Raw genomic sequence first — 18,438 nt, forward strand, 5'->3', positions numbered from 1 at the left:
CGGCTACGACTGGCTGATATCAATGCCCGTAACGGGGTCGCCGGCGCGGTCGTAGGCGAGCAGGATGGCGCCATTGGGGAATGCCTGGGGTGGCTGGGCCAATCGGAAGGCTGCGGGCACGCCTGCACCGTCCGGGAACAACCGCTTACCCGTTCCGAACGTCAGTGGGTACAGGTACAGGTTGAGCCGGTCCACAAGGTCGGCTTCGAGGAGCGAGCGTGCCAGGACGCCGCTGCCTATGACGTGGACGTCATTGAACCGCTCCTTCACCGCAGCCACCTCCTTCACATCCGTCAGGGCCGTCGTTTCCTCCCACCTGGGTTCGGTCAGGGTCCGCGATACGACGAACTTGGGCAGTGCGTTCAAGGTGTCGCCAATGTGGTCGCTTTGCTTTGGCCAGTAGCCCGCGAAGATGTCGTAGGTCCTGCGTCCCAGGAGGAGCGCGTCCATGCGGTCAATCCCGGCGACGATCGCGGCACCGGCTTCTTCGTCTGAATACGCCGCCTGCCAGCCGCCGAACGTGAAGCCGTCGGAAGTGTCCTCGTCGGGTCCACCCGGTGCTTGGTAGACGCCGTCGAGGGTGAGGAAAAGGTCAACAGAAAGAGTGCCCATAGTGTGTTCCTTCGGTGAAAGTCCGAGCTGCCCTTGGATGCGGGCCATCCTAGTCCCGCCGGGCGGCAAGCGGGAGGGCGTTCGGAATCAGGGTCCGCCGACCGGCCACCAACCCTCGCGCACACGGAGCAATGGGACTATTGTGGCGCGCATGGCCCAGGCAACCTCGCCAGCACGTGCGTGGATCGGGACGATCGTCTTCGCCGCGGAGGTCGCCTTCGTGAAGGGCTACGAGGAACCAACCCTCACCAGGACATAAGGTGGGCAGTACTTGGATTACCGGCAAAATGTCCCGGGATGGTGGCCCCGGCTCACCCCGTGGCGGCCAACGGAGGTGTGATTGGCATGGAGAAGGATCTTCAAGGGGCCGCCGTCCGGCAGACGGTGTCATCGACGCAGGGGCTGGGCGCGGCAGACGTTGCCGAGAGGGTGGCCGCAGGGCAAACCAACGCGTTCGTCCAAGACACCAGCCGCAGCGTCTGGAGCATCGTCCGCGCCAACGTGCTCACCCTGTTCAACGGCATCATCCTGGCCTGCTTCATTGTTCTGTTCGCGATCGGCCGCTGGCAGGATGCCCTCTTCGGTTTCAGCGCCATCGCCAACGCCGTGATCGGCAGTGTCCAGGAGTACCGGGCCAAGCGGGCTTTGGACCGACTGGCCTTGCTGAACGCCCCGCATGCCCGGGTAATGCGTGATGGATCAGAGGCAGAGATCGCCCTCGATGACGTTGTGCTGGACGACACCCTCGTCCTGAGGGCCGGAGACCAGGTGCCGGCGGACGGTTTGGTGTCTGGATCACGCGGACTCCAAGTGGACGAATCCATGCTGACAGGCGAATCCGATGCCGTGGAGAAGGAAATCGGGGATCGCGTGTTGTCCGGCTCTGTGGTGGTCGCCGGTGAAGGGTCAGCGGTGGTGGATCGGGTGGGCGCAGATTCCTTCGCCAACTCGCTCGCCGCGGAAGCCAAACGATTCTCCCTTGTAGCGTCCGAGCTCCGCTCCTCGATCGACCGCGTCCTGAAATGGGTCACCTGGTTCGTCGGTCCCGTGGCGTTATTGGTTCTGAACGCACAGATGATTGCCCAGGGCGGGTGGGCAGAGGCCTCGGCAAGTGGAGCGTGGCGGGACGCAGCGACGGCGACTATTGCCGCCGTCGTCGCCATGGTCCCACTGGGGCTGGTGCTGATGACCAGCATCACCTTCGCTGTGGGGGCGGTAAAGCTGGCCCGCCAACAGGTGCTGGTGCAGGAGCTGCCCGCAGTGGAAGGCCTTGCCCGGGTGGATATCATTTGCCTCGACAAGACCGGAACTCTCACCCAGGGCGACATCGTTTTCGACGACGCGCACCCGCTCACCGCCCGTCCTGGTTGGGAGTCGGTGCTGTCCTGGTATGGCGTGCAGAAAGATGCGAACGCAACGGCCCGCAGCCTCGCCGGCCACTTCAACGAGCCAGCCAGCCTCCCACTTGACCGGGTGCCATTCTCGTCCGCCCGCAAATGGAGCGCGGTGATTTTCGAGGACGGGATGTGGATCCTGGGCGGCCCGGAAATGGTGTTCCCGGACCGCGACTCCAGCGATCCCGTGAAGCGGCAACTTGCCACCCAAGCCGCGGAGTTGGCAACCACCGGCCGGCGCACGCTGGTCTTAGCCCACGGCACGCCCACCGACGACGAGACTGTTCCGCCAGATGCTGTCCCTGTGGTCCTCCTGACGTTCAAGGAGAATATCCGTCCCGACGCTGCGGGGACACTCACGTATTTCGCAGCACAAGATGTGGATGTCCGGATCATTTCCGGTGACAACCCACAAACGGTGGCCGCGATCGCCCGGGAAGTGGGGCTGGATGCACCTCACGGCTTTGATGCCCGCGAATTGCCCGACGACGACCACGATTTGCTGGAAGTCATCAACAACAACGTGGTCTTTGGCCGGGTGACTCCAGACCAGAAGAAAAGGATCGTCGTTGCGCTGAAGGGTGCGGGCCGCACGGTTGCCATGACCGGCGACGGCGTCAACGATGCCTTGGCCATCAAGGAAGCCGACATCGGTGTGGCCATGAATTCCGGTGCCGCCGCCACCAAAGCGGTGGCCCGGCTGGTGCTCCTTGACGGCAAGTTCTCGCACCTGCCCAGCGTGGTTGCCGAGGGCCGTCAGGTCATTGCCAACATTGAGCGCGTCTCCATGCTGTTCCTGACTAAAACCGCGTACGCCACCTTCCTTGCCATCGCGTTCGGAATCCTGCTGCTGCCGTTCCCGTTCCTTCCCCGTCAGCTGAGCGTGACTGACGGCCTGACCATCGGCATTCCTGCCTTCTTCCTGGCGCTGCTGCCCAATGCTCAGCGCTACGTTCCCGGTTTCCTGCGGCGCTCACTCACTTTCGCCGTACCTGCCGGAGTCTCCGTGACTTTGGGGCTTGCCTCCTACGCCCGGCTCGCAGCGAACATGCAAATTCCGGAAGCGGAGATCCGGACCGGGTCCACACTCATCCTGGCGATCATCGGCATCTGGATTCTGGTGGTGCTCTCGCGTCCCGTCACCCGTTTCAAGGGCATGGTCATCGGCGCCATGATGATCGGGCTTGTACTGGTCTATTCGGTACCGATTGCCCGTGACTTCCTGCAATTCACGGATCCGACGCTGCCCACGGCAGTTCTGATCCTGGGAACATCCGTTGCCTGCATCGCACTGATCGAGGTTGTCCGCTTCGTTCACCGCCGTGTTGCCTACCGGGATGCCCAGGAAGCACTACATCAGCGCGTCTCGAAGTAGCGGCGTCCCCGGCCTGCCCACAGCGGCACCAGCACAGCCACCGTTGCGATGGATTGTGAGATCACAGCGGACCAATCTCCGTCCGCGGCAATAATGAGGTCCAGCACGGCAAAAGCCAGTCCGAGCAGCATGACTGCTGTGGCGCCGCGGCGGGCTGCTTCGCTTCCCCGCGCCACTCCGGAGGCCAGCCCGATCACCAACAAGCCGAACAGAATCATGCCTGCGCCCAGCAACGTGATAGGCAAAGCAATGCCGCCGGATTGGGCTTCCGGGGCGTAGCGCAGGAAAATCGTCAGGATTCCCAAGAGGATTTGCGCGATGCCGCCGATGTACATCAGCACCACTGAGAACGTCACCACTCCGGGCCGCTGACGGCTCTCCCCCGTAGTCATGAACTGAGCATAGACGAGCCTTCCTCCACCCCAACCCGGAGTTACACCTTTTGTCACACAATTAACCACTCATTCACGTCTCCCTTGAATCCAGTCAACCCGGGCTTCCTAGGCTCGGTCGTATGGAAAACATCTCCCGCCGATCCCTCATCACCGCCAGCCTCGGGGCCGGACTCGTCGCCGCCCTGCCTGGCACCGCCGTCGCCAGTCCCGCCGTAGCGGTTTCAACAGCGGACGACGCCGGTCTCCGCACCCATCCGTTCACGCTTGGCATCGCATCGGGCGAGCCGTGGCCCGACGGCTTTGTGATCTGGACCCGGCTGGCAGTGAACCCCGTGGCCGAAGATGGCTTGGGCGGCATGCCCTCCCGCAACGTCGCCGTCGCCTGGGAAGTCGCAGAAGATCCGGCGATGCGCCGGGTAGTAGCCCGCGGCGTCGAACATGCCAGAATCGAAACCGCCCACTCGGTGCACGTAGAACTCAAAGGTCTCCGACCCGGCCGGGAGTACTTCTACCGCTTCCGGACAGGACGGCACCTGAGCGAAGTTGGCCGCACCTTGACAAGCCCCGCACCCGGCGAGACCCCTGCTGCGCTGGCCATGGCATTCGCAAGTTGCGCACAGTACGAGCACGGCTACTTCACCGCGTACAAGCGGCTGGCCGAAGACCACCCGGACCTGGTGCTGCACCTCGGCGACTACCTCTACGAGTACAAAAAGGACAGCTACGTGATCGGCGGCGGCAACCCCCGTGATCATGAGGGCCCGGAGACAGTCAGTCTGGCGGGTTACCGCCAGCGGCACGCCCAATACAAGGCCGACGCCGATCTGCAGGCTGCGCACGCAATCGCGCCTTGGCTGGTGGTTTGGGATGACCACGAGGTGGACAACAACTGGGCGGACGAGATCCCCGAGAACAGCGACCCCGGCCAGCTCAACGACACCACGGAGCACTTCCGGCAGCGCCGCTCCGCAGCCTTCCAGGCGTACTACGAAAACATGCCGCTGCGCGCGTCATCGGTTCCGGCTGGATTCGACATGAAGATCTACCGCAGCATCCAGTGGGGCCAGCTGGCCAACTTCCACATGATGGACACCCGCCAGTACCGGGACGACCAGCTCGCCGGGGACGGCTGGAAGAAGAACGTGGCCGAGCGTCTGGACGAGAACCGCACCATCACCGGTGCTGAGCAGGAAAAGTGGCTGCTGGACGGATTCAAGAACTCCACGCAACGCTGGGACATCCTGGGCCAGCAGGTCTTCTTCGCCGAACGGGACCGCGACAAGGCGCCGAACATCGACGACGTCTCCATGGACGGCTGGGACGGCTATGCCGCTTCCCGCCGCAGGATCACCCAAGGCTGGTTGGACGCCAAGGTGCGCAACGCCGTCGTACTCACCGGCGACGTTCACCGCCACTGGGCCACCAACCTCAAAGTGGACTACAAAGACCCTGCGGCAGCGGTGGTGGGAACAGAACTGGTGTGCTCGTCCATTACCTCCACGGGTGACGGCACAGGATCCACCACCGACTCCACCATGGCCTGGAACCCGCACCTGAAGTTCTACAACGACAACCGCGGCTACGTGAACACTCGCATTACCAAGGAGGCCATGACCGCCGACTTCCGTGTACTGGACTACGTCACCACGCCGGGCGCCCCGGTCAGCACCAAGAAGTCATTCACCATCAACGACGGAGTACCGGGACTCTCCTGAATTTTTGTACAGATAATGCCCTCCTGCGGCGGCTTTAGGGGCATTATCTGTACAAAAACCCGGGCATGCGCCGTGCGCTACGGGCATCTCCGGGAGTAGCCTTGTTCCAGTTGAATTAGTGGATCTCCGTCCGGCTGGGGTTCTTCGTGGGCCATGTGCAATCGTCGCTGTCCGACCTCCTGGGGGTACTTTCCGACGCCGTCGCCCCTCAACACGTAAGGTTCGACGACGGGTCCCCCACCGCCGTCGTTCCGCCACCCGACGCTCCGGTCACCGTGCGCGCCGTAACCCTCAACAGGGTTGGGCGGTCACGCCGCGACGGCCCGGCACTGGATCTGGAGCTGAAGGTGGCCGTTGAATGCCACGGCCCTGAGCAGTTGGACAACATGGAGCAACTGCTTCTGGCTGTGGAACTCCATGGCCAGTACTCAGTGGTGTCCAACGGCGAGTTCCGACCTGCGGAGTATGACGGCGCAATCGGGCAAGGGCTGGGTTTTCTGGTCTGCATCCCTGTATCCCTCCGCTTCGAGGAACCGTCGGATCCGCCCGCACAGGCGGCAGTGGGCAACGCGGCTGCCGGACGCCGCATCCGGGGACGACTGGTGGATGGCCACAACAAGGGCATCTCCGACGCCTACATCCACGCGCATTCATCGGCTACTGCCGCCGTCAGTGACGCGACCGGGCACTTTGAGGTCCTGGCTTCAGCGGACGATATTCAGCACTTCGCTGTTGCTGTGGACGGCACTGAACGGGAAGTTTCGGCAAGCACCCGGCGCCTTCCCGTGGTCTTACGCTGGGTCTGATTCCGGAACAGTTTGCTCACCCGGGCCGCTGCCATGAAAAGATCAACCATGCGTCCGATGCAGCACTCCAGCAAACTTCAGAATGTCCGCTACGAACTCCGTGGGCCCATCCTCCAAGCGGCCAAGGCCATGGAGGCCGAGGGGCACCGCATTCTCAAAATGAATCTGGGTGACACGGCACCGTTTGGACTGGAGGCACCGGAGTCTGTTGTGGTGGATATGATCCATCACCTTCGCGGCGCACAGGGTTACAGCGACTCCAAGGGCATTTTCTCCGCCCGCACCGCCATCTCGCAGTACTACCAGACGCGCGGACTGATGACGATCGGCGTCGAAGATGTCTTTGTTGGCAACGGCGTCAGCGAGCTCATCTCCATGACCCTGCAGGCGTTCATGGAGAACGGCGACGAAATCCTCATCCCGGCGCCCGATTACCCTCTGTGGACCGCAGCGGTGACCCTGACTGGCGGAAACCCGGTGCACTATTTGTGCGATGAGGAGGAGAACTGGTGGCCGGACATGGCCGATGTCGAAGCCAAGATCACCCCGCGCACCAAGGGCATTGTGATCATCAACCCGAACAACCCCACCGGCGCCGTCTACCCCCGGCACATTCTGGAACAGTTCGCGGACCTGGCCCGTAAGCATGACCTCGTTCTGTTCTCCGATGAGATTTACGAGAAGATCCGCTACGTCGATGCCCCCCATATTCACACGGCCTCGGTTGCGGAGGACGTCTGCGTCTTGACCTTCAGCGGGTTGTCCAAGGCGTATCGCATGCCCGGATACCGGGCAGGTTGGGTTGCTGTTACCGGCCCCCGGACGGCAACCGCTGCTTACCGGGAGTCCTTGGAACTGCTGGCCTCATTGCGGTTGTGTGCGAACGTTCCGGCCCAGCACGCAATCCAGACCTGCCTGGGTGGGTACCAAAGCATCGAAGCGCTCATCCGTCCTGGCGGAAGGCTCCGCGACCAGCGGGACCTGGCGTGGAAGCTCCTCACCGCGATCCCGGGCGTCAGTTGCGTTCCCGCAGCGGGTGCCATGTACCTGTTTCCTCGCTTGGATCCCGAGATCTACCCGATTGCCTCAGACGAGAAGTTCGTCCTCCAACTCCTGCAGGAGCAGAAAATCCTGGTCTCGCACGGAACCGCCTTCAATTGGCCCACGCCTGACCATTTCCGGTTTGTGATCCTGCCGGCGACGGAGGACATTGAGGAAGCGGTGCGCCGGATCGACCTTTTCCTCGCCGCGTACCGGAACCGCCCCGCGGACGCACCCAAGTAGGTCGCATTTGTGCGCGTTTTGAGCGCTCAAAACGCGCTCTGCTGCTACTTAGTTGGGTGCCCGCGAGCAGTTACAGCGCAGGGTCAATCATGGTCATGCCAGCGGGGTTGGCTTGGTCGAACCCGGGCAACAGTGCAGCGGCGTCTTCCAAGCCAATGGTGCGTTCGATCAGCAGCTGTGGCTGGAGCGCGCCCTGTTCAATGAGCGCCATCATGCCCGGATAGTCCACGGCGGCCATACCGTGACTGCCCAAGAGGTCCAACTCCCAGCCGATCACACGCGCCATGGGTACTTGCGGGTTACCGTCGACTGACGGCAGCAAACCGATCTGGACGTGCCGGCCGCGCCGTCGAAGGCTCAGGATCGCATCGGCGCAGGTCTGTTCACTTCCGACGGCGTCCACCGCCACATGGGTGCCTCCGCCGGAGAGGGCGTTGACTGCGGCCGGGATATCCGCACCATCAGCGAGCACCGTATGGTCGGCGCCCAACCGTGCGGCCACAGCCAGGGCCTGAGGGTTTCGGTCCACGGCAATGACCTTTGCTCCCATGGCCTTAGCGATCATCACAGCGCTCAGCCCCACGCCGCCGGCGCCCACTACGGTCACCCATTCGCCGGGCTTCACCTGAGCACGGGCTGCCAGCGCACGGTATGCCGTGGCGAAGCGGCAGCCGAGGCTTGCCGCCGTCGTGAACTCAACACCGTCAGGAATGGCAACCAAGTTGCTGTCCGCAGCATGCAGGGCCACAAACTCGGCGAACGATCCCCAGTGGGTGAAGCCGGGCTGCTGCTGGTCCGGGCAGACCTGCGCCTCGCCGGCCAGGCACCATTCGCAGGCGCCGCACCCGCAGACGAAGGGGACGGTGACGCGGTCGCCCACCTTCCAGCGCTGAACGCCTTCTCCGACGGCGTCGATCACCCCGGCGAGCTCGTGACCTGGCACATGGGGCATGGCGATATCATCGTGGCCGGCCCAGGCATGCCAGTCGCTGCGGCACATTCCTGTTGCCAGCACTTTTACCACCACACCTCCCGCGGGAGCCTGGGGTTTGGCAACATCCCTTACGTCGGGCTGGGTCCGGACTTCATCAAAAACTACTGCGCGCACTGACCGACTCTAACAATTGGCGGCCGCTGTCACACTTTCGGTGCCCACCATGCCCCGCATCAACATCGGCCGCAGCAACAAGACCTGGCCCCTTTGGCCCTTCTTTGGTTCTCCGGCATGGTCCTCGACCCCGAAAACCGGGCTTTGCTCCTGCAAAGATGGGCCACTTCGGCGGCAGGTGTGGGTCAGCCTGCCACCCGACGCCTCAGGCGCGCCACCAGCGTGGCGGCGAGTAACGCCGTCGTGATTTCCAGCCCGATCACCAGCAACAATCCGGCCGCGCCGGAGGTATCAACAGCGTTCGACGTCGGCCTGCCGCCATGGATGTGTCCGGCACCTCCCGCTCCAAGCAGCAGGACGGCATGGAGTCCCACCATTGCCAATGCGGAGATGGTCACTTGATGGAGTGCGCCCACCCGGCTGTGGCGCCATATGTGGACCGTGCAGGGGACGCAGACGGCGGCCAACGCGATCATGAGGATGCCCAGCCAGACGTCGTGGTGTCCTGAAGCGGCGAGCCACAGGTGCACCAGGCACGAGACTGCCGTGAGCGCTGCGCAGATCCGGGGGTGCAGGACGGGCCCGGCTGACCGGACCCGTCCCGCCGTCGTGGTCATTGTGTGTCCCGGAGCGGTTCTAGTGGCAGTGCCCGGCGGGCTGGCTGTGATCTTCTGATTCGGCTGCCGCGCCTGTGCTGTGGCAGCTCGAACCCGAGGCGCTGGCCGGCACGTCCAGAACCGGGCTGCGGTCAAAGAAGCCTTCCGGCCGGAGTTTGAAGCCGACGGTATCCACGGGCATGATGGGCCAGTCCTCCACGCGCGGGAAATGCGTGAGGCCGAAGGTGTGCCAGAGGACGATGTCCTGACCGTCGATGTCGCGGTCCTGGGCAATGTAAGCCGGCAAGCCGGCGCCGCCGGAGTGTTGGTTCACGAAGTCGCCCGTGGGGTAGCGTTCCTCGTCGGCGTAGCGGGTGACCCACACGTCCTTGGTGGCGAACGCTGCGCGCTTGGCGATGGACGAACCGGGATCGGCCAGCAGCGTGGGCTGGTTCTGGGCATGGAGTTTGTAGCCGACCGGCTCACCCAGACGGTTTTTTGATTCCGGGTTGGAGATGATCCAGGTGCGGCCTGCACGGGCGTCGGCTTCCCGGACGCCTTCGGATTCTTTGGTCAGGAGTGTGCGCTTGCGGGAGAACGCGTTGCCGCGCTCGTTGCCTGCGCCCATGGCCTGGCGGACTACGTCTTCTTCCTCCACGCGGTTGGTGAAGCCGTCAATGGCCATGTCCAGGCGCGCGCTGAAGAGGTGCTGGTGGAAGGGGGCACCGAGGCCCGGGGCGAGTTGGGAGATGTTGTCCGAGCCGCCTTCCGGGAACGCGCTGGTGAAGACGACGCCGGTGGCCTTGGCTTCGAATTCGATGGTGCCGTCCAAGTAGAGGTACCAGTAGAAGCCGTAGTCGTAGTTGCCGATAGTGGTGAAGAAGGAGATCACCAGGCGGCGGTTGCGGCGGGTGTAATTGATGCCGGTCCACAGGTCTGAGTGCTTGGAGAGGATGCCCCAGTCTTCCTCGTGCATGCAGATGCCGTTGCGGATTTCGCGGGGGTTGCCGAAGGCGTCGCTGATGACAGGACTGAGGTAGGTGATGTCGCCCAGGCAGTCGCAGCCCAGTTCCAAAGAGTTGGCGTACTGGCCCACCAGGTACTCGCCGGTGTCGAAGTAGTTCTGCCAGGACCTGATGGGCGAAGGATCGCCGTAGGGAACCACCATTTCGGCGATGGAGGCGCGGTTGATGATGGGCCTGAGCCGGTCACCGTCCTGGAAGGCAAGGTTGTGGAGGACAACACCTTCGCGGACATCGAAGCCGACGTCCACGCTCCACTTTTCCCATTCGACGTGGTTGCCACCTGTGACGGTGAAACTGGGGCCCTCCGGCTGGGTGATGCTGATGGGCTTTTGCGTGGTGCGGAGCGGTCCAGTCAGTTCAGGATCCGTGTAGTTTCCGTGCTCTGCCGGGATCGGCATGACGCCCAGATCGATGACCTGGGTGACTTCCTTGTTGACCACGTCCACGTAGGCTACGAGTCCATCCACGGGGTGTGCCCAAGCACTGTCCTCCGGGAAATCCTGAACGAAGGCGAGGCCACGCAGGATGCGACGGCCGCGTTCTTCTTCATACTCAAAGACGCCAGCGGACAGCGGAGCAACACGGACCTTGGTGACGTCCAGGTCCCGGGCATCGAGGGCGGCGAGCCACCGCTCATCGGTGGCGAGGAGTGTCTCCACCACTTCGAATTCCTCCTCCAGGACAGGGAGTTCGCCGGAGACCTTGGTGTCGAGCTCTATGGAGGAGAGGATCTCGCCGCGGGTCACGGAGACGAGGACGTCAGTGGGGGCGCCTCCGGAGATGTCGTGGAGGAAGACGCGGAAACGGCGGTCCTGCTCTGACTGGCCTCGGGCCGGGTCCACCAGTCCCAGATAGGCGATGCGCTTCTCGGCGCCTAGGTGTCCGGCGGCCTGCAGGATTCCCTGGACCTCAGAGATCTCGGCGCCCGTTGCCAGGGCGTTCTGCGTTTCCACAATGGCGACGGCGTCTGTTGCTGTCTCAGATGATGTAAGCGTCATGGCTGCCTCTTGTCCGGGACCTGGAACGGTCGGGATTTATTTTCTATAGGTGTAGAGAATAACCAAAACGTAAGATGGGTCACAAGACCTGTCCAGCCTTTATTTTTTTCGGGAGCCCGCCCAGTGCCAAAGATTGTTGACCACGATCAACGACGCCTCGAACTAGTGGACGCGACTTGGCGGATCATCGCGAGGCTGGGCATGGAAGGTGCAACCATGCGCGAAATCGCCGAGGAAGCAGGCTTCGCCAACGGCGCCCTCAAGCCCTACTTCCCCACCAAGGACCTCCTGCTGACGTCGGCGTTCGCGCACGTCTTCAACCGCACCAACCAGCGCATCGCCACCATGACGGATGGACTCTCAGGAGTGGCGGCACTCCGCGCGTTCTGCGCCGAAGTCCTGCCGCTGGATGAAGAACGCGTCAACGAAGCCCGCATCGTGATTCCGTTCTGGCAGAAGGCGCTGAACGACGCTGACATGGCAGCACTCCACAGCGATTCCATGAGCCAGTGGCATGCCACCATCACGGCTCATTGCGCAGCAGCCCGGGCGGCCGGTGAGATCAGCACCCCTATCGGGGACGCCGCCGTCGCCGACCACCTGCTCAACATGATGCTCGGCGCACAGATCGTGGTGGCATTGTCCCCGGCTGAACATTTTTCGCAGGATCTTGCGGGGCAGTTGGATGACTATCTGGCGCTACTCGCGGCGTAGCCCCGACTCGCGTCACTGCATTACGCCGCACTCTGGAGCACGTAACAGTCGAACTGCACCTGTCCGCCTTTGTATGGTTCGAAAGGACTGAAACGGTGCTCTGTTGCTGCCGTCGACCGCCGCGCACCTTCGAAGACATTTCGACATCAAAGACCGGGGAATGAAAAAGTAATGAAGTTCTTCAAAGCAAGGGTTCTGCTCTGGCCACTCGTCCTGGTCACCCCTTTGGTTATTGCAGGATTGGTCGCCATATTCGCTTCCGGCGCCCTCAATGCCCTGGCACTCAATTCTCTCTTCGGCAGCAACTCGAGCGAACGCGATTCCCAGGTGCAACAGTCCGTCACCCGCGTGCAAGAGGTTGCTTTGGTCAGCCTGCACATTGAGGGGGTGGCACGGCACGAAAGTTCAGGCGAAATCCTCGGAGTGGTTGTACCTGCCAGCGAGAAGACCACGCTGATCCAGTACAAGTTCGACGCAAAACTTGGCATCGACGGGTCAAAGGTGAAAATCGAACCCACCGGTAAAGACTCATACCGGGTGACCATCCCCGAATTCATCGGGATTGGTTACGAAGATCCCGTGTTCGAAGATCCGCTGGAAAGCAGTGAAGCGCTCAGCTGGCTAACACCGGCAGCGGTCCAAACCCGCATGATCACCAACATTCTCAGCGACGACAACAAGCAGAAGTACATCTCTCAAAATGACGGTGCTCTCCGGGAGCAGGCCCAGGCTTTTTACTCTGGAGTCATCGCGAGCGTGGATCCAAAAATACAGCTTGAATTTGAATTCGCACAGTAAATTCAGCTGGTCGCGCCGGACGCCACCACGCCCACGCCCAGCCCGGCGATCACACCGCTACTGACACGCTCGACGACGGTACTCACCTTGGGGCGCTTGAGCCACCTCATCGCCTTGAACGCGACGACGGCGATCATCGACAGATAGGCGAAGGCGATGACAGCCACCACTACACCCAGGATGAGGGAGGTTCCCATGGTGTCGCCACCGTGCGGGATGAACTGCGGGACCACAGCCAAGTAGAACAGGCCCACCTTCGGGTTGAGCAGCGTAGACAGCGCCCCCGCCCCCATGGCCGAAAGCCGACTGTAAGGGAGGGGCGCGTCCGCGCTTGTTCCGTCGGCGCCGGCTTTGGCTGCCTTGCGGGATTTGATGAATGACGAAACGCCCAAATACAGCAAGTACAAGCCGCCCGCGATCTTGACCCAGCGGAACAGTTCCGCGGATTGCTCAAGGATGGCGGCTAGGCCCACTCCCACCAATGCAGCCCAGGCTATGGCGCCAACCGCAGACCCTGCCGCCGCAGCAATGCCCGCACTGGGACGGTTCAACGCGATGCGCAGGACAAGGAATGTGTCCGGCCCTGGCGTCACGGAAAGGACGAGGCATAGGCCGGCAAAGGCAGCGAGGGAAGCAAGAGTCACAAGCTCGATTATCAGGCACAGACCCCGCTTCGGAAAGCGTTCGCTTCCGGTCAAGGGCTGTTCGTGCATAGACAAGGTTTACGCACGTGGCTCCCACCACACTGGAAACATCGCCGCGTGCCTCACTGGCCGCCAAGAATTACTACATGAGCGGAGTACCAATGGAGACTTACGACGCCCTGCTGGCCTCGATCACCCCGGCCCCCGGCCAGAACAGCCGCACCATTTTTGACCCGGCGACGGGCGAGGCCGTCGGCGAAGCACCGGTTCACACTGTCGAGGACCTCGAATCCGCCATCACCGCGGCCGCCGCTGCCCAACCCGCGTGGGCTGCTCTGGGCCACGACGCCCGGTCCGCCGCGCTCATGAAAGCCGCCGACGCCGTCGAACGTTCCGCCGAAGAACTTGCCCAGCTCCTCTCCCGCGAGCAAGGCAAGCCGCTGAACGGCCCGAACGCGCGCTTCGAAGTCGGCGCCTGCGCAGCGTGGCTCCGCGCCACGGCCGCCACCCCGTTGGACCCCGAAACCGTAGTGGACGACGGCGAAACCCGCGCCGAACTGCACTACCGGCCCATCGGCGTCGTAGGTGCCATCGGCCCGTGGAACTGGCCCATGATGATCACCGTCTGGCAGATCGCCCCGGCCCTGCGCATGGGCAACGCCGTAGTGGTCAAGCCCTCGGAATACACTCCCTTGTCCGTGCTGGCACTGGCTTCGATCATCAACGAAGAGCTGCCCGAAGGCCTGCTGTCCGTTGTCTCTGGCGGGCGCGATGTCGGCGAAGCGCTGGCCTCGCACGATGCCATTGGCAAGGTCATGTTCACCGGCTCCACCGCCACAGGCAAGGCGATCATCCGCTCGTCCGCTGACACCGTCAAGCGGCTCACACTGGAACTTGGTGGCAACGACGCCGGCATCGTCCTGCCGGACTCGGACCCCAAAGCCATCGCCGAAGGCCTGTTCTGGGGTGCGTTCATCAACACAGGCCAGACATGCGCCGCCCTTAAGCGCCTGTACGTCCACGAATCCCAGTACGAGGCCGTCTGCAACGAGCTCACCGCTGTTGCTGCTGCGATGCCCATGGGTGTTGGGCTCGATGAGAACAACGTCCTTGGCCCGCTGCAAAACCGGCAGCAATTCGACATCGTCGCCCGGCTGGTGGAGGCCGCCCGTGACTCCGGCGCGCGTATCCTGGTGGGCGGAAACCCCGACGCCGACGCACCCGGCAACTTCTACCCCACCACCCTGGTGGCCGACATCGACAACGACAACCCGCTGGTGGCCGAGGAACAATTCGGACCCGCCCTGCCGATCATCAAATACAGCACCGTTGACGAGGCAGTCGCCAAAGCGAACGCGCTCGACGTCGGCTTGGGCGCCTCAGTCTGGTCCTCCGACTTGGGTGCCGCACGGGAAGTGGCTTCACGAATCCAGGCCGGCACCGTGTGGATCAACAAGCACGGCGCCGTGGACCCCCGCGTCCCGTTCGGCGGTGCCAAGCAGTCCGGCTACGGCCTGGAGTTCGGCGCCGAGGGCCTCAAGGCCCTGGGCGTCCCGCAGGTCATCAACGGCTAACCTTCCACCCAACTGAGTCGCAGCAGAGCGCGTTTTGAGCACCCAAAACGCGCTCTGCTGCTACATAGATGGGGTCTTAGGGTGTCCAGTCACAGGGTGGACGCGGTTGGGAGGCCGGGCGCTCTGCGTGTAACCATGAGCATCATGGCCCAGAAAATTGCGTACCAAGGTGAGCCGGGAGCCAACTCGGATCTCGCGTGCAAGGAAATGTTCCCCGACCTCCAAAGCGTTCCATGTGCGAGCTTTGAGGACGCATTTGAGCTGGTGTCCACTGGCGAAGTGGATCTGGCCATGATCCCGATCGAGAACTCCATCGCCGGGCGTGTGGCCGATATCCACGTCCTTCTCCCCCAGTCCAAGCTGCAGATCGTCGGCGAGTACTTCTTGCCCATCCGCTTCGACCTTTTGGGAATCCCGGGCAGCACCATTGAAGGCGCCACGGAGGTCCACAGCCACATTCACGCCTTGGGGCAGTGCCGCAGGATCATCCGGGAAGCCGGCCTCAAGCCCGTCATCGCTGGTGACACCGCAGGCTCAGCCCGCGAAGTCCGGGACTGGAACGATCCCCGGAAGCTGTCCCTCGCTCCGCCGCTCGCCGCTGGCCTCTACGGGCTTGAGGTGTTGGCCTCCGGTGTGGAGGACGATCCCACCAACACCACACGCTTTGTTGTTCTGGCCCGTGAACGCGAGCTTCCCACCAAGGAAGAACTGCCCGGTCCAGCGATCACCAGTTTTGTTTTCCGAGTCCGAAACGTTCCGTCGGCCCTTTATAAGGCACTAGGCGGTTTTGCGACCAACGGCCTCAACATGACGCGGCTGGAAAGCTACATGGTGGGCGACGAATTCGCCGCCACCATGTTCCTTTCCGACGTCGAGGGGCACCCTGCGGATGCTCGTCTCCGCCGTGCACTGGAGGAACTCGAGTTCTTCACCACCGAGGTTCGGGTCCTTGGTGTTTACGCCGCCGATGGTTACCGCGAACGGAACACCGTCAGCGCCTAGTCCAGGTTGGCCCCGGAGCGGCCGTGAGCCAATCCCGTGGGGATGCCAATGAGCACCGGTTCCGGAGCGGAGCAGCAACCGCCGGACTGCTCGCCCTCCGAGGACTGAACTGCGGCAGGCACGTCGCAGCTGGTACCGGCGTCGGATGAGCAGACACCGGTTTCGGGTAGCTCCAGGTGCACCGTGTCAGCCGCCGCCTGATCCCCGCCCAGCGCGGCAGCCACGGAACGGACCTGCTCGTAGCCGGTGGCCAACAGGAAGGTGGGTGCACGGCCGTACGACTTCATGCCCACGATGTAGAAGTCTTTCTCCGGGTGGGCGAGAACCTTCGCGCCGTGCGGCGGGACAGTGCCGCAGGAGTGGAACTCGGGATCGATCAGCGGGCCCAGTTCCGTAGGGGCTTCAACAGCAGAGTCCAGGTTCAGGCGCAGTTCCCGGAGCATGTCCAGATCGGGGCGGAAGCCGGTACAAGGCACGACGACGTCCGTCACCACACTGCGACCGTCACCGGAGGTTACGGTCACGCCGTTCTCCGAATCGACCAGCGAGTTGATGCCGAAGCTTGTGTGCAGTTCGATCGTGCCGGCATCCACCAGACGGCGAAGCCGGGAGCCGAGCTGTCCGCGTGCGGGCAGGCCGTCGGCATCACCGCCGCCGTAGACCTTCTCCGGGGATGCACCGCGGATGGCCCAGAGAATGCGTGTTTCGGGCTCTGTCCTGGCCAGTTCCGCGAGGTTGATCAGCGTGTTCGCTGCGGAGTGGCCTGCTCCGACCACCAAGGCACGTCGGCCAGCGAACGATGCCCGATCGCGTCCGGAAACATCGGGAAGGGGTGAGGAGATCCGGTCTGATGCGCGGACCTCACCGATAGCAGGTAACCCTGACGTACCAAGGGGATTGCGGGTGGACCAGGTGCCGGAGGCGTCGATGACAGCCGAAACGGTATAGTCGCGCACCTCCCCATCAGCGTGTTCCACTCGGACCATAAACGGGGTGGTGTCGCGGTCGCGCACGTGGGTTTTATCGAGGCCGGCGCGGGTAACCGCGGTGACGCGTGCGCCGGTCTGCAAACGGGAGGCAAGGGCCGGGTGTGCTGCCAACGGACTGAGGTACTTATCAACAAGTTCGCCGCCGTAGGGCAGGGCGGTCAGCCGAGGCGACTCCCAGCCCGTGGGCTCCAGCAACCGAACTGCCGCTGCGTCGAGGTTGAATCGCCACGGGGAGAACAACCGTATGTGCCGCCACTGCTCAATCGCTGAACCCGCTGACGGCCCGGCCTCGAAGATTATCGGTTCCAGACCCCGCTCCAGCAGGTGGGCCGCTGCAGCCAAGCCGATGGGGCCGGCGCCGATCACGGCGACAGGAAGGTTCTCAACCATGGGTAACTCATACCTCCGTTGGGTAAAGCTCAGAAGTGGGTGGGCTCTTCGACCAGTGCTGTTGCAATGCTGTCGGCGTCGTCCAGGGCAGCGAGGTAACGCTCAGCGTCGAGGGCGGCAGCGCATCCTGTGCCCGCCGCAGTGATGGCCTGGCGATAGCGGTGATCCACGGCGTCGCCACACGCGAACACACCGGTGAGGTTGGTCATGGTGGTTGGCGAGGCCACCTTGATGTAGCCCTCGGCGTCGAGGTCCACTTGTCCCTCCACCAGTTCTGTTCGCGGCAGATGACCGATGGCTACGAAGATTCCTGTGGCGGCCTGCTCTCGGGTTTCACCGGTACGCGTGTCCTTGAGCGTCACTCCCGTGACCTTCGTGTCTCCATGGATGGCCGTGATAGCCGAGTTCCAAGCGAAGGTGATCTTGGGATTGTCCTTGGCACGCTGCGCCATGATCCGGGATGCCCGCAGCTCACCCTTCCGGACCACTACCGTGACGGACTTCCCAAAGCGCGTCAGGAACGTCGCTTCCTCCATGGCGGAGTCACCACCACCAACAACGATGATGTCTTGCTCACGGAAGAAGAAGCCGTCGCATGTGGCGCACCAGGATACTCCGTGGCCGCTGAGCTTCTTTTCCTCCGGAAGACCGAGCTCCTTATACGCCGAGCCCGTAGCCAGAATGACGGCAGGTGCCTCGTGGGTCTCACCGGCTCCGGTGACTACGCGCTTGAGGTGAGCCTTGAGATCAACCTCAGTGACGTCGTCGAACACTATCCGGGCGCCGAACTTTTCCGCTTGCTCCTGGAGTCCATCCATGAGTTCGGGTCCCTGAATACCGCCGGGGAAGCCGGGGAAGTTTTCCACTTCGGTGGTGTTCATGAGGGCGCCGCCGGCGGTGACGGAACCTGCCAGCACCAGGGGATTCAAGCCGGCTCGGGCTGCGTAGATCGCCGCTGTGTAGCCAGCAGGGCCGGACCCGATAATGATGAGTTGTTCGTTGCTCACGGGAGTTGCTCC

16 protein-coding genes are annotated in these 18,438 nt (G+C 63.1%); 8 read left to right on the forward strand and 8 right to left on the reverse strand.

The features are described 5' to 3' along the window. Nucleotides 1-3: 3 nt before the first annotated feature. Nucleotides 4-612, reverse strand: coding sequence for a dihydrofolate reductase family protein (locus ACZ5J0_RS17055; RefSeq protein WP_166842230.1), 609 nt, complete (start codon nt 610-612; stop codon nt 4-6). Between the two features lie 345 nt (nt 613-957). Between ACZ5J0_RS17055 and ACZ5J0_RS17060 the strand changes: the two genes are divergently transcribed. Further along, the gene (locus ACZ5J0_RS17060) at nt 958-3,381 is read left to right on the forward strand and encodes an HAD-IC family P-type ATPase (RefSeq protein WP_464093644.1); all 2,424 of its coding nucleotides are present in this window, start codon (nt 958-960) and stop codon (nt 3,379-3,381) included. On the opposite strand, the gene ACZ5J0_RS17065 is transcribed toward ACZ5J0_RS17060, so the two are convergent. Beyond that, the gene (locus ACZ5J0_RS17065; protein ID WP_250820465.1) at nt 3,363-3,773 is read right to left on the reverse strand and encodes a hypothetical protein; all 411 of its coding nucleotides are present in this window, start codon (nt 3,771-3,773) and stop codon (nt 3,363-3,365) included. The two genes, ACZ5J0_RS17060 and ACZ5J0_RS17065, sit on opposite strands and share 19 nt — an antisense overlap. Nucleotides 3,774-3,895: 122 nt before the next feature. On the opposite strand from ACZ5J0_RS17065, the gene ACZ5J0_RS17070 reads away from it, so the two are divergent. The 3 genes from ACZ5J0_RS17070 to ACZ5J0_RS17080 all read left to right on the forward strand — a co-directional run bounded on the left by ACZ5J0_RS17070 (nt 3,896) and on the right by ACZ5J0_RS17080 (nt 7,581). Further along, nucleotides 3,896-5,491: an alkaline phosphatase D family protein gene (locus tag ACZ5J0_RS17070; RefSeq protein WP_464093645.1), complete on the forward strand. Its 1,596-nt coding sequence runs from the start codon at nt 3,896-3,898 to the stop codon at nt 5,489-5,491. Between the two features lie 146 nt (nt 5,492-5,637). Continuing rightward, on the forward strand, nt 5,638-6,297 hold the full coding sequence (locus ACZ5J0_RS17075) for a hypothetical protein (RefSeq protein WP_464093646.1): 660 nt from the start codon (nt 5,638-5,640) through the stop codon (nt 6,295-6,297). A 48-nt stretch (nt 6,298-6,345) separates the two neighbouring features. Further along, nucleotides 6,346-7,581 (forward strand): pyridoxal phosphate-dependent aminotransferase, encoded by a 1,236-nt coding sequence (locus ACZ5J0_RS17080; protein ID WP_464093647.1) that lies wholly within the window; start codon nt 6,346-6,348, stop codon nt 7,579-7,581. A gap of 70 nt (nt 7,582-7,651) precedes the next feature. On the opposite strand, the gene ACZ5J0_RS17085 is transcribed toward ACZ5J0_RS17080, so the two are convergent. The 3 genes from ACZ5J0_RS17085 to ACZ5J0_RS17095 form a co-directional block, all read right to left on the reverse strand. Further along, the gene (locus ACZ5J0_RS17085; RefSeq protein ID WP_464093648.1) at nt 7,652-8,689 is read right to left on the reverse strand and encodes a zinc-dependent alcohol dehydrogenase family protein; all 1,038 of its coding nucleotides are present in this window, start codon (nt 8,687-8,689) and stop codon (nt 7,652-7,654) included. Nucleotides 8,690-8,874: 185 nt separating this feature from the next. Next, nucleotides 8,875-9,306: a hypothetical protein gene (locus ACZ5J0_RS17090; RefSeq protein WP_166842225.1), complete on the reverse strand. Its 432-nt coding sequence runs from the start codon at nt 9,304-9,306 to the stop codon at nt 8,875-8,877. 19 nt (nt 9,307-9,325) lie between these two features. After that, entirely contained in the window at nt 9,326-11,308 is a 1,983-nt protein-coding gene (locus ACZ5J0_RS17095; RefSeq protein WP_464093649.1) for a primary-amine oxidase, read from the reverse strand. A 123-nt stretch (nt 11,309-11,431) separates the two neighbouring features. Here ACZ5J0_RS17095 and ACZ5J0_RS17100 point away from each other — a divergent pair, with 123 nt between their 5' ends. After that, on the forward strand, nt 11,432-12,022 hold the full coding sequence (locus ACZ5J0_RS17100) for a TetR family transcriptional regulator C-terminal domain-containing protein (protein WP_166842223.1): 591 nt from the start codon (nt 11,432-11,434) through the stop codon (nt 12,020-12,022). A 171-nt stretch (nt 12,023-12,193) separates the two neighbouring features. Then, nucleotides 12,194-12,820: a DUF4230 domain-containing protein gene (locus ACZ5J0_RS17105; protein ID WP_223941038.1), complete on the forward strand. Its 627-nt coding sequence runs from the start codon at nt 12,194-12,196 to the stop codon at nt 12,818-12,820. 2 nt (nt 12,821-12,822) lie between these two features. On the opposite strand, the gene ACZ5J0_RS17110 is transcribed toward ACZ5J0_RS17105, so the two are convergent. Then, nucleotides 12,823-13,464, reverse strand: a complete 642-nt coding sequence (locus ACZ5J0_RS17110; protein WP_166842222.1) for a LysE family transporter — start codon at nt 13,462-13,464, stop codon at nt 12,823-12,825. A 161-nt stretch (nt 13,465-13,625) separates the two neighbouring features. Here ACZ5J0_RS17110 and ACZ5J0_RS17115 point away from each other — a divergent pair, with 161 nt between their 5' ends. Together ACZ5J0_RS17115 and ACZ5J0_RS17120 are read left to right on the forward strand one after the other, a co-directional pair. Beyond that, the gene (locus tag ACZ5J0_RS17115) at nt 13,626-15,038 is read left to right on the forward strand and encodes an aldehyde dehydrogenase family protein (protein WP_223942683.1); all 1,413 of its coding nucleotides are present in this window, start codon (nt 13,626-13,628) and stop codon (nt 15,036-15,038) included. A gap of 144 nt (nt 15,039-15,182) precedes the next feature. Then, entirely contained in the window at nt 15,183-16,040 is an 858-nt protein-coding gene (locus ACZ5J0_RS17120; protein WP_166842221.1) for a prephenate dehydratase, read from the forward strand. Here ACZ5J0_RS17120 and ACZ5J0_RS17125 read toward each other — a convergent pair. Further along, nucleotides 16,037-17,419 carry an NAD(P)-binding domain-containing protein gene (locus tag ACZ5J0_RS17125; RefSeq protein WP_223941040.1) on the reverse strand — a complete coding sequence of 461 codons (1,383 nt, stop codon included), beginning with the start codon at nt 17,417-17,419 and terminating at the stop codon, nt 16,037-16,039. The two genes, ACZ5J0_RS17120 and ACZ5J0_RS17125, sit on opposite strands and share 4 nt — an antisense overlap. A gap of 29 nt (nt 17,420-17,448) precedes the next feature. Further along, the gene (gene trxB / locus ACZ5J0_RS17130) at nt 17,449-18,426 is read right to left on the reverse strand and encodes a thioredoxin-disulfide reductase (protein ID WP_142937796.1); all 978 of its coding nucleotides are present in this window, start codon (nt 18,424-18,426) and stop codon (nt 17,449-17,451) included. Nucleotides 18,427-18,438 lie beyond the last annotated feature (12 nt).

It is taken from the genome of Arthrobacter sp. DualSoilB13 (assembly GCF_055389195.1).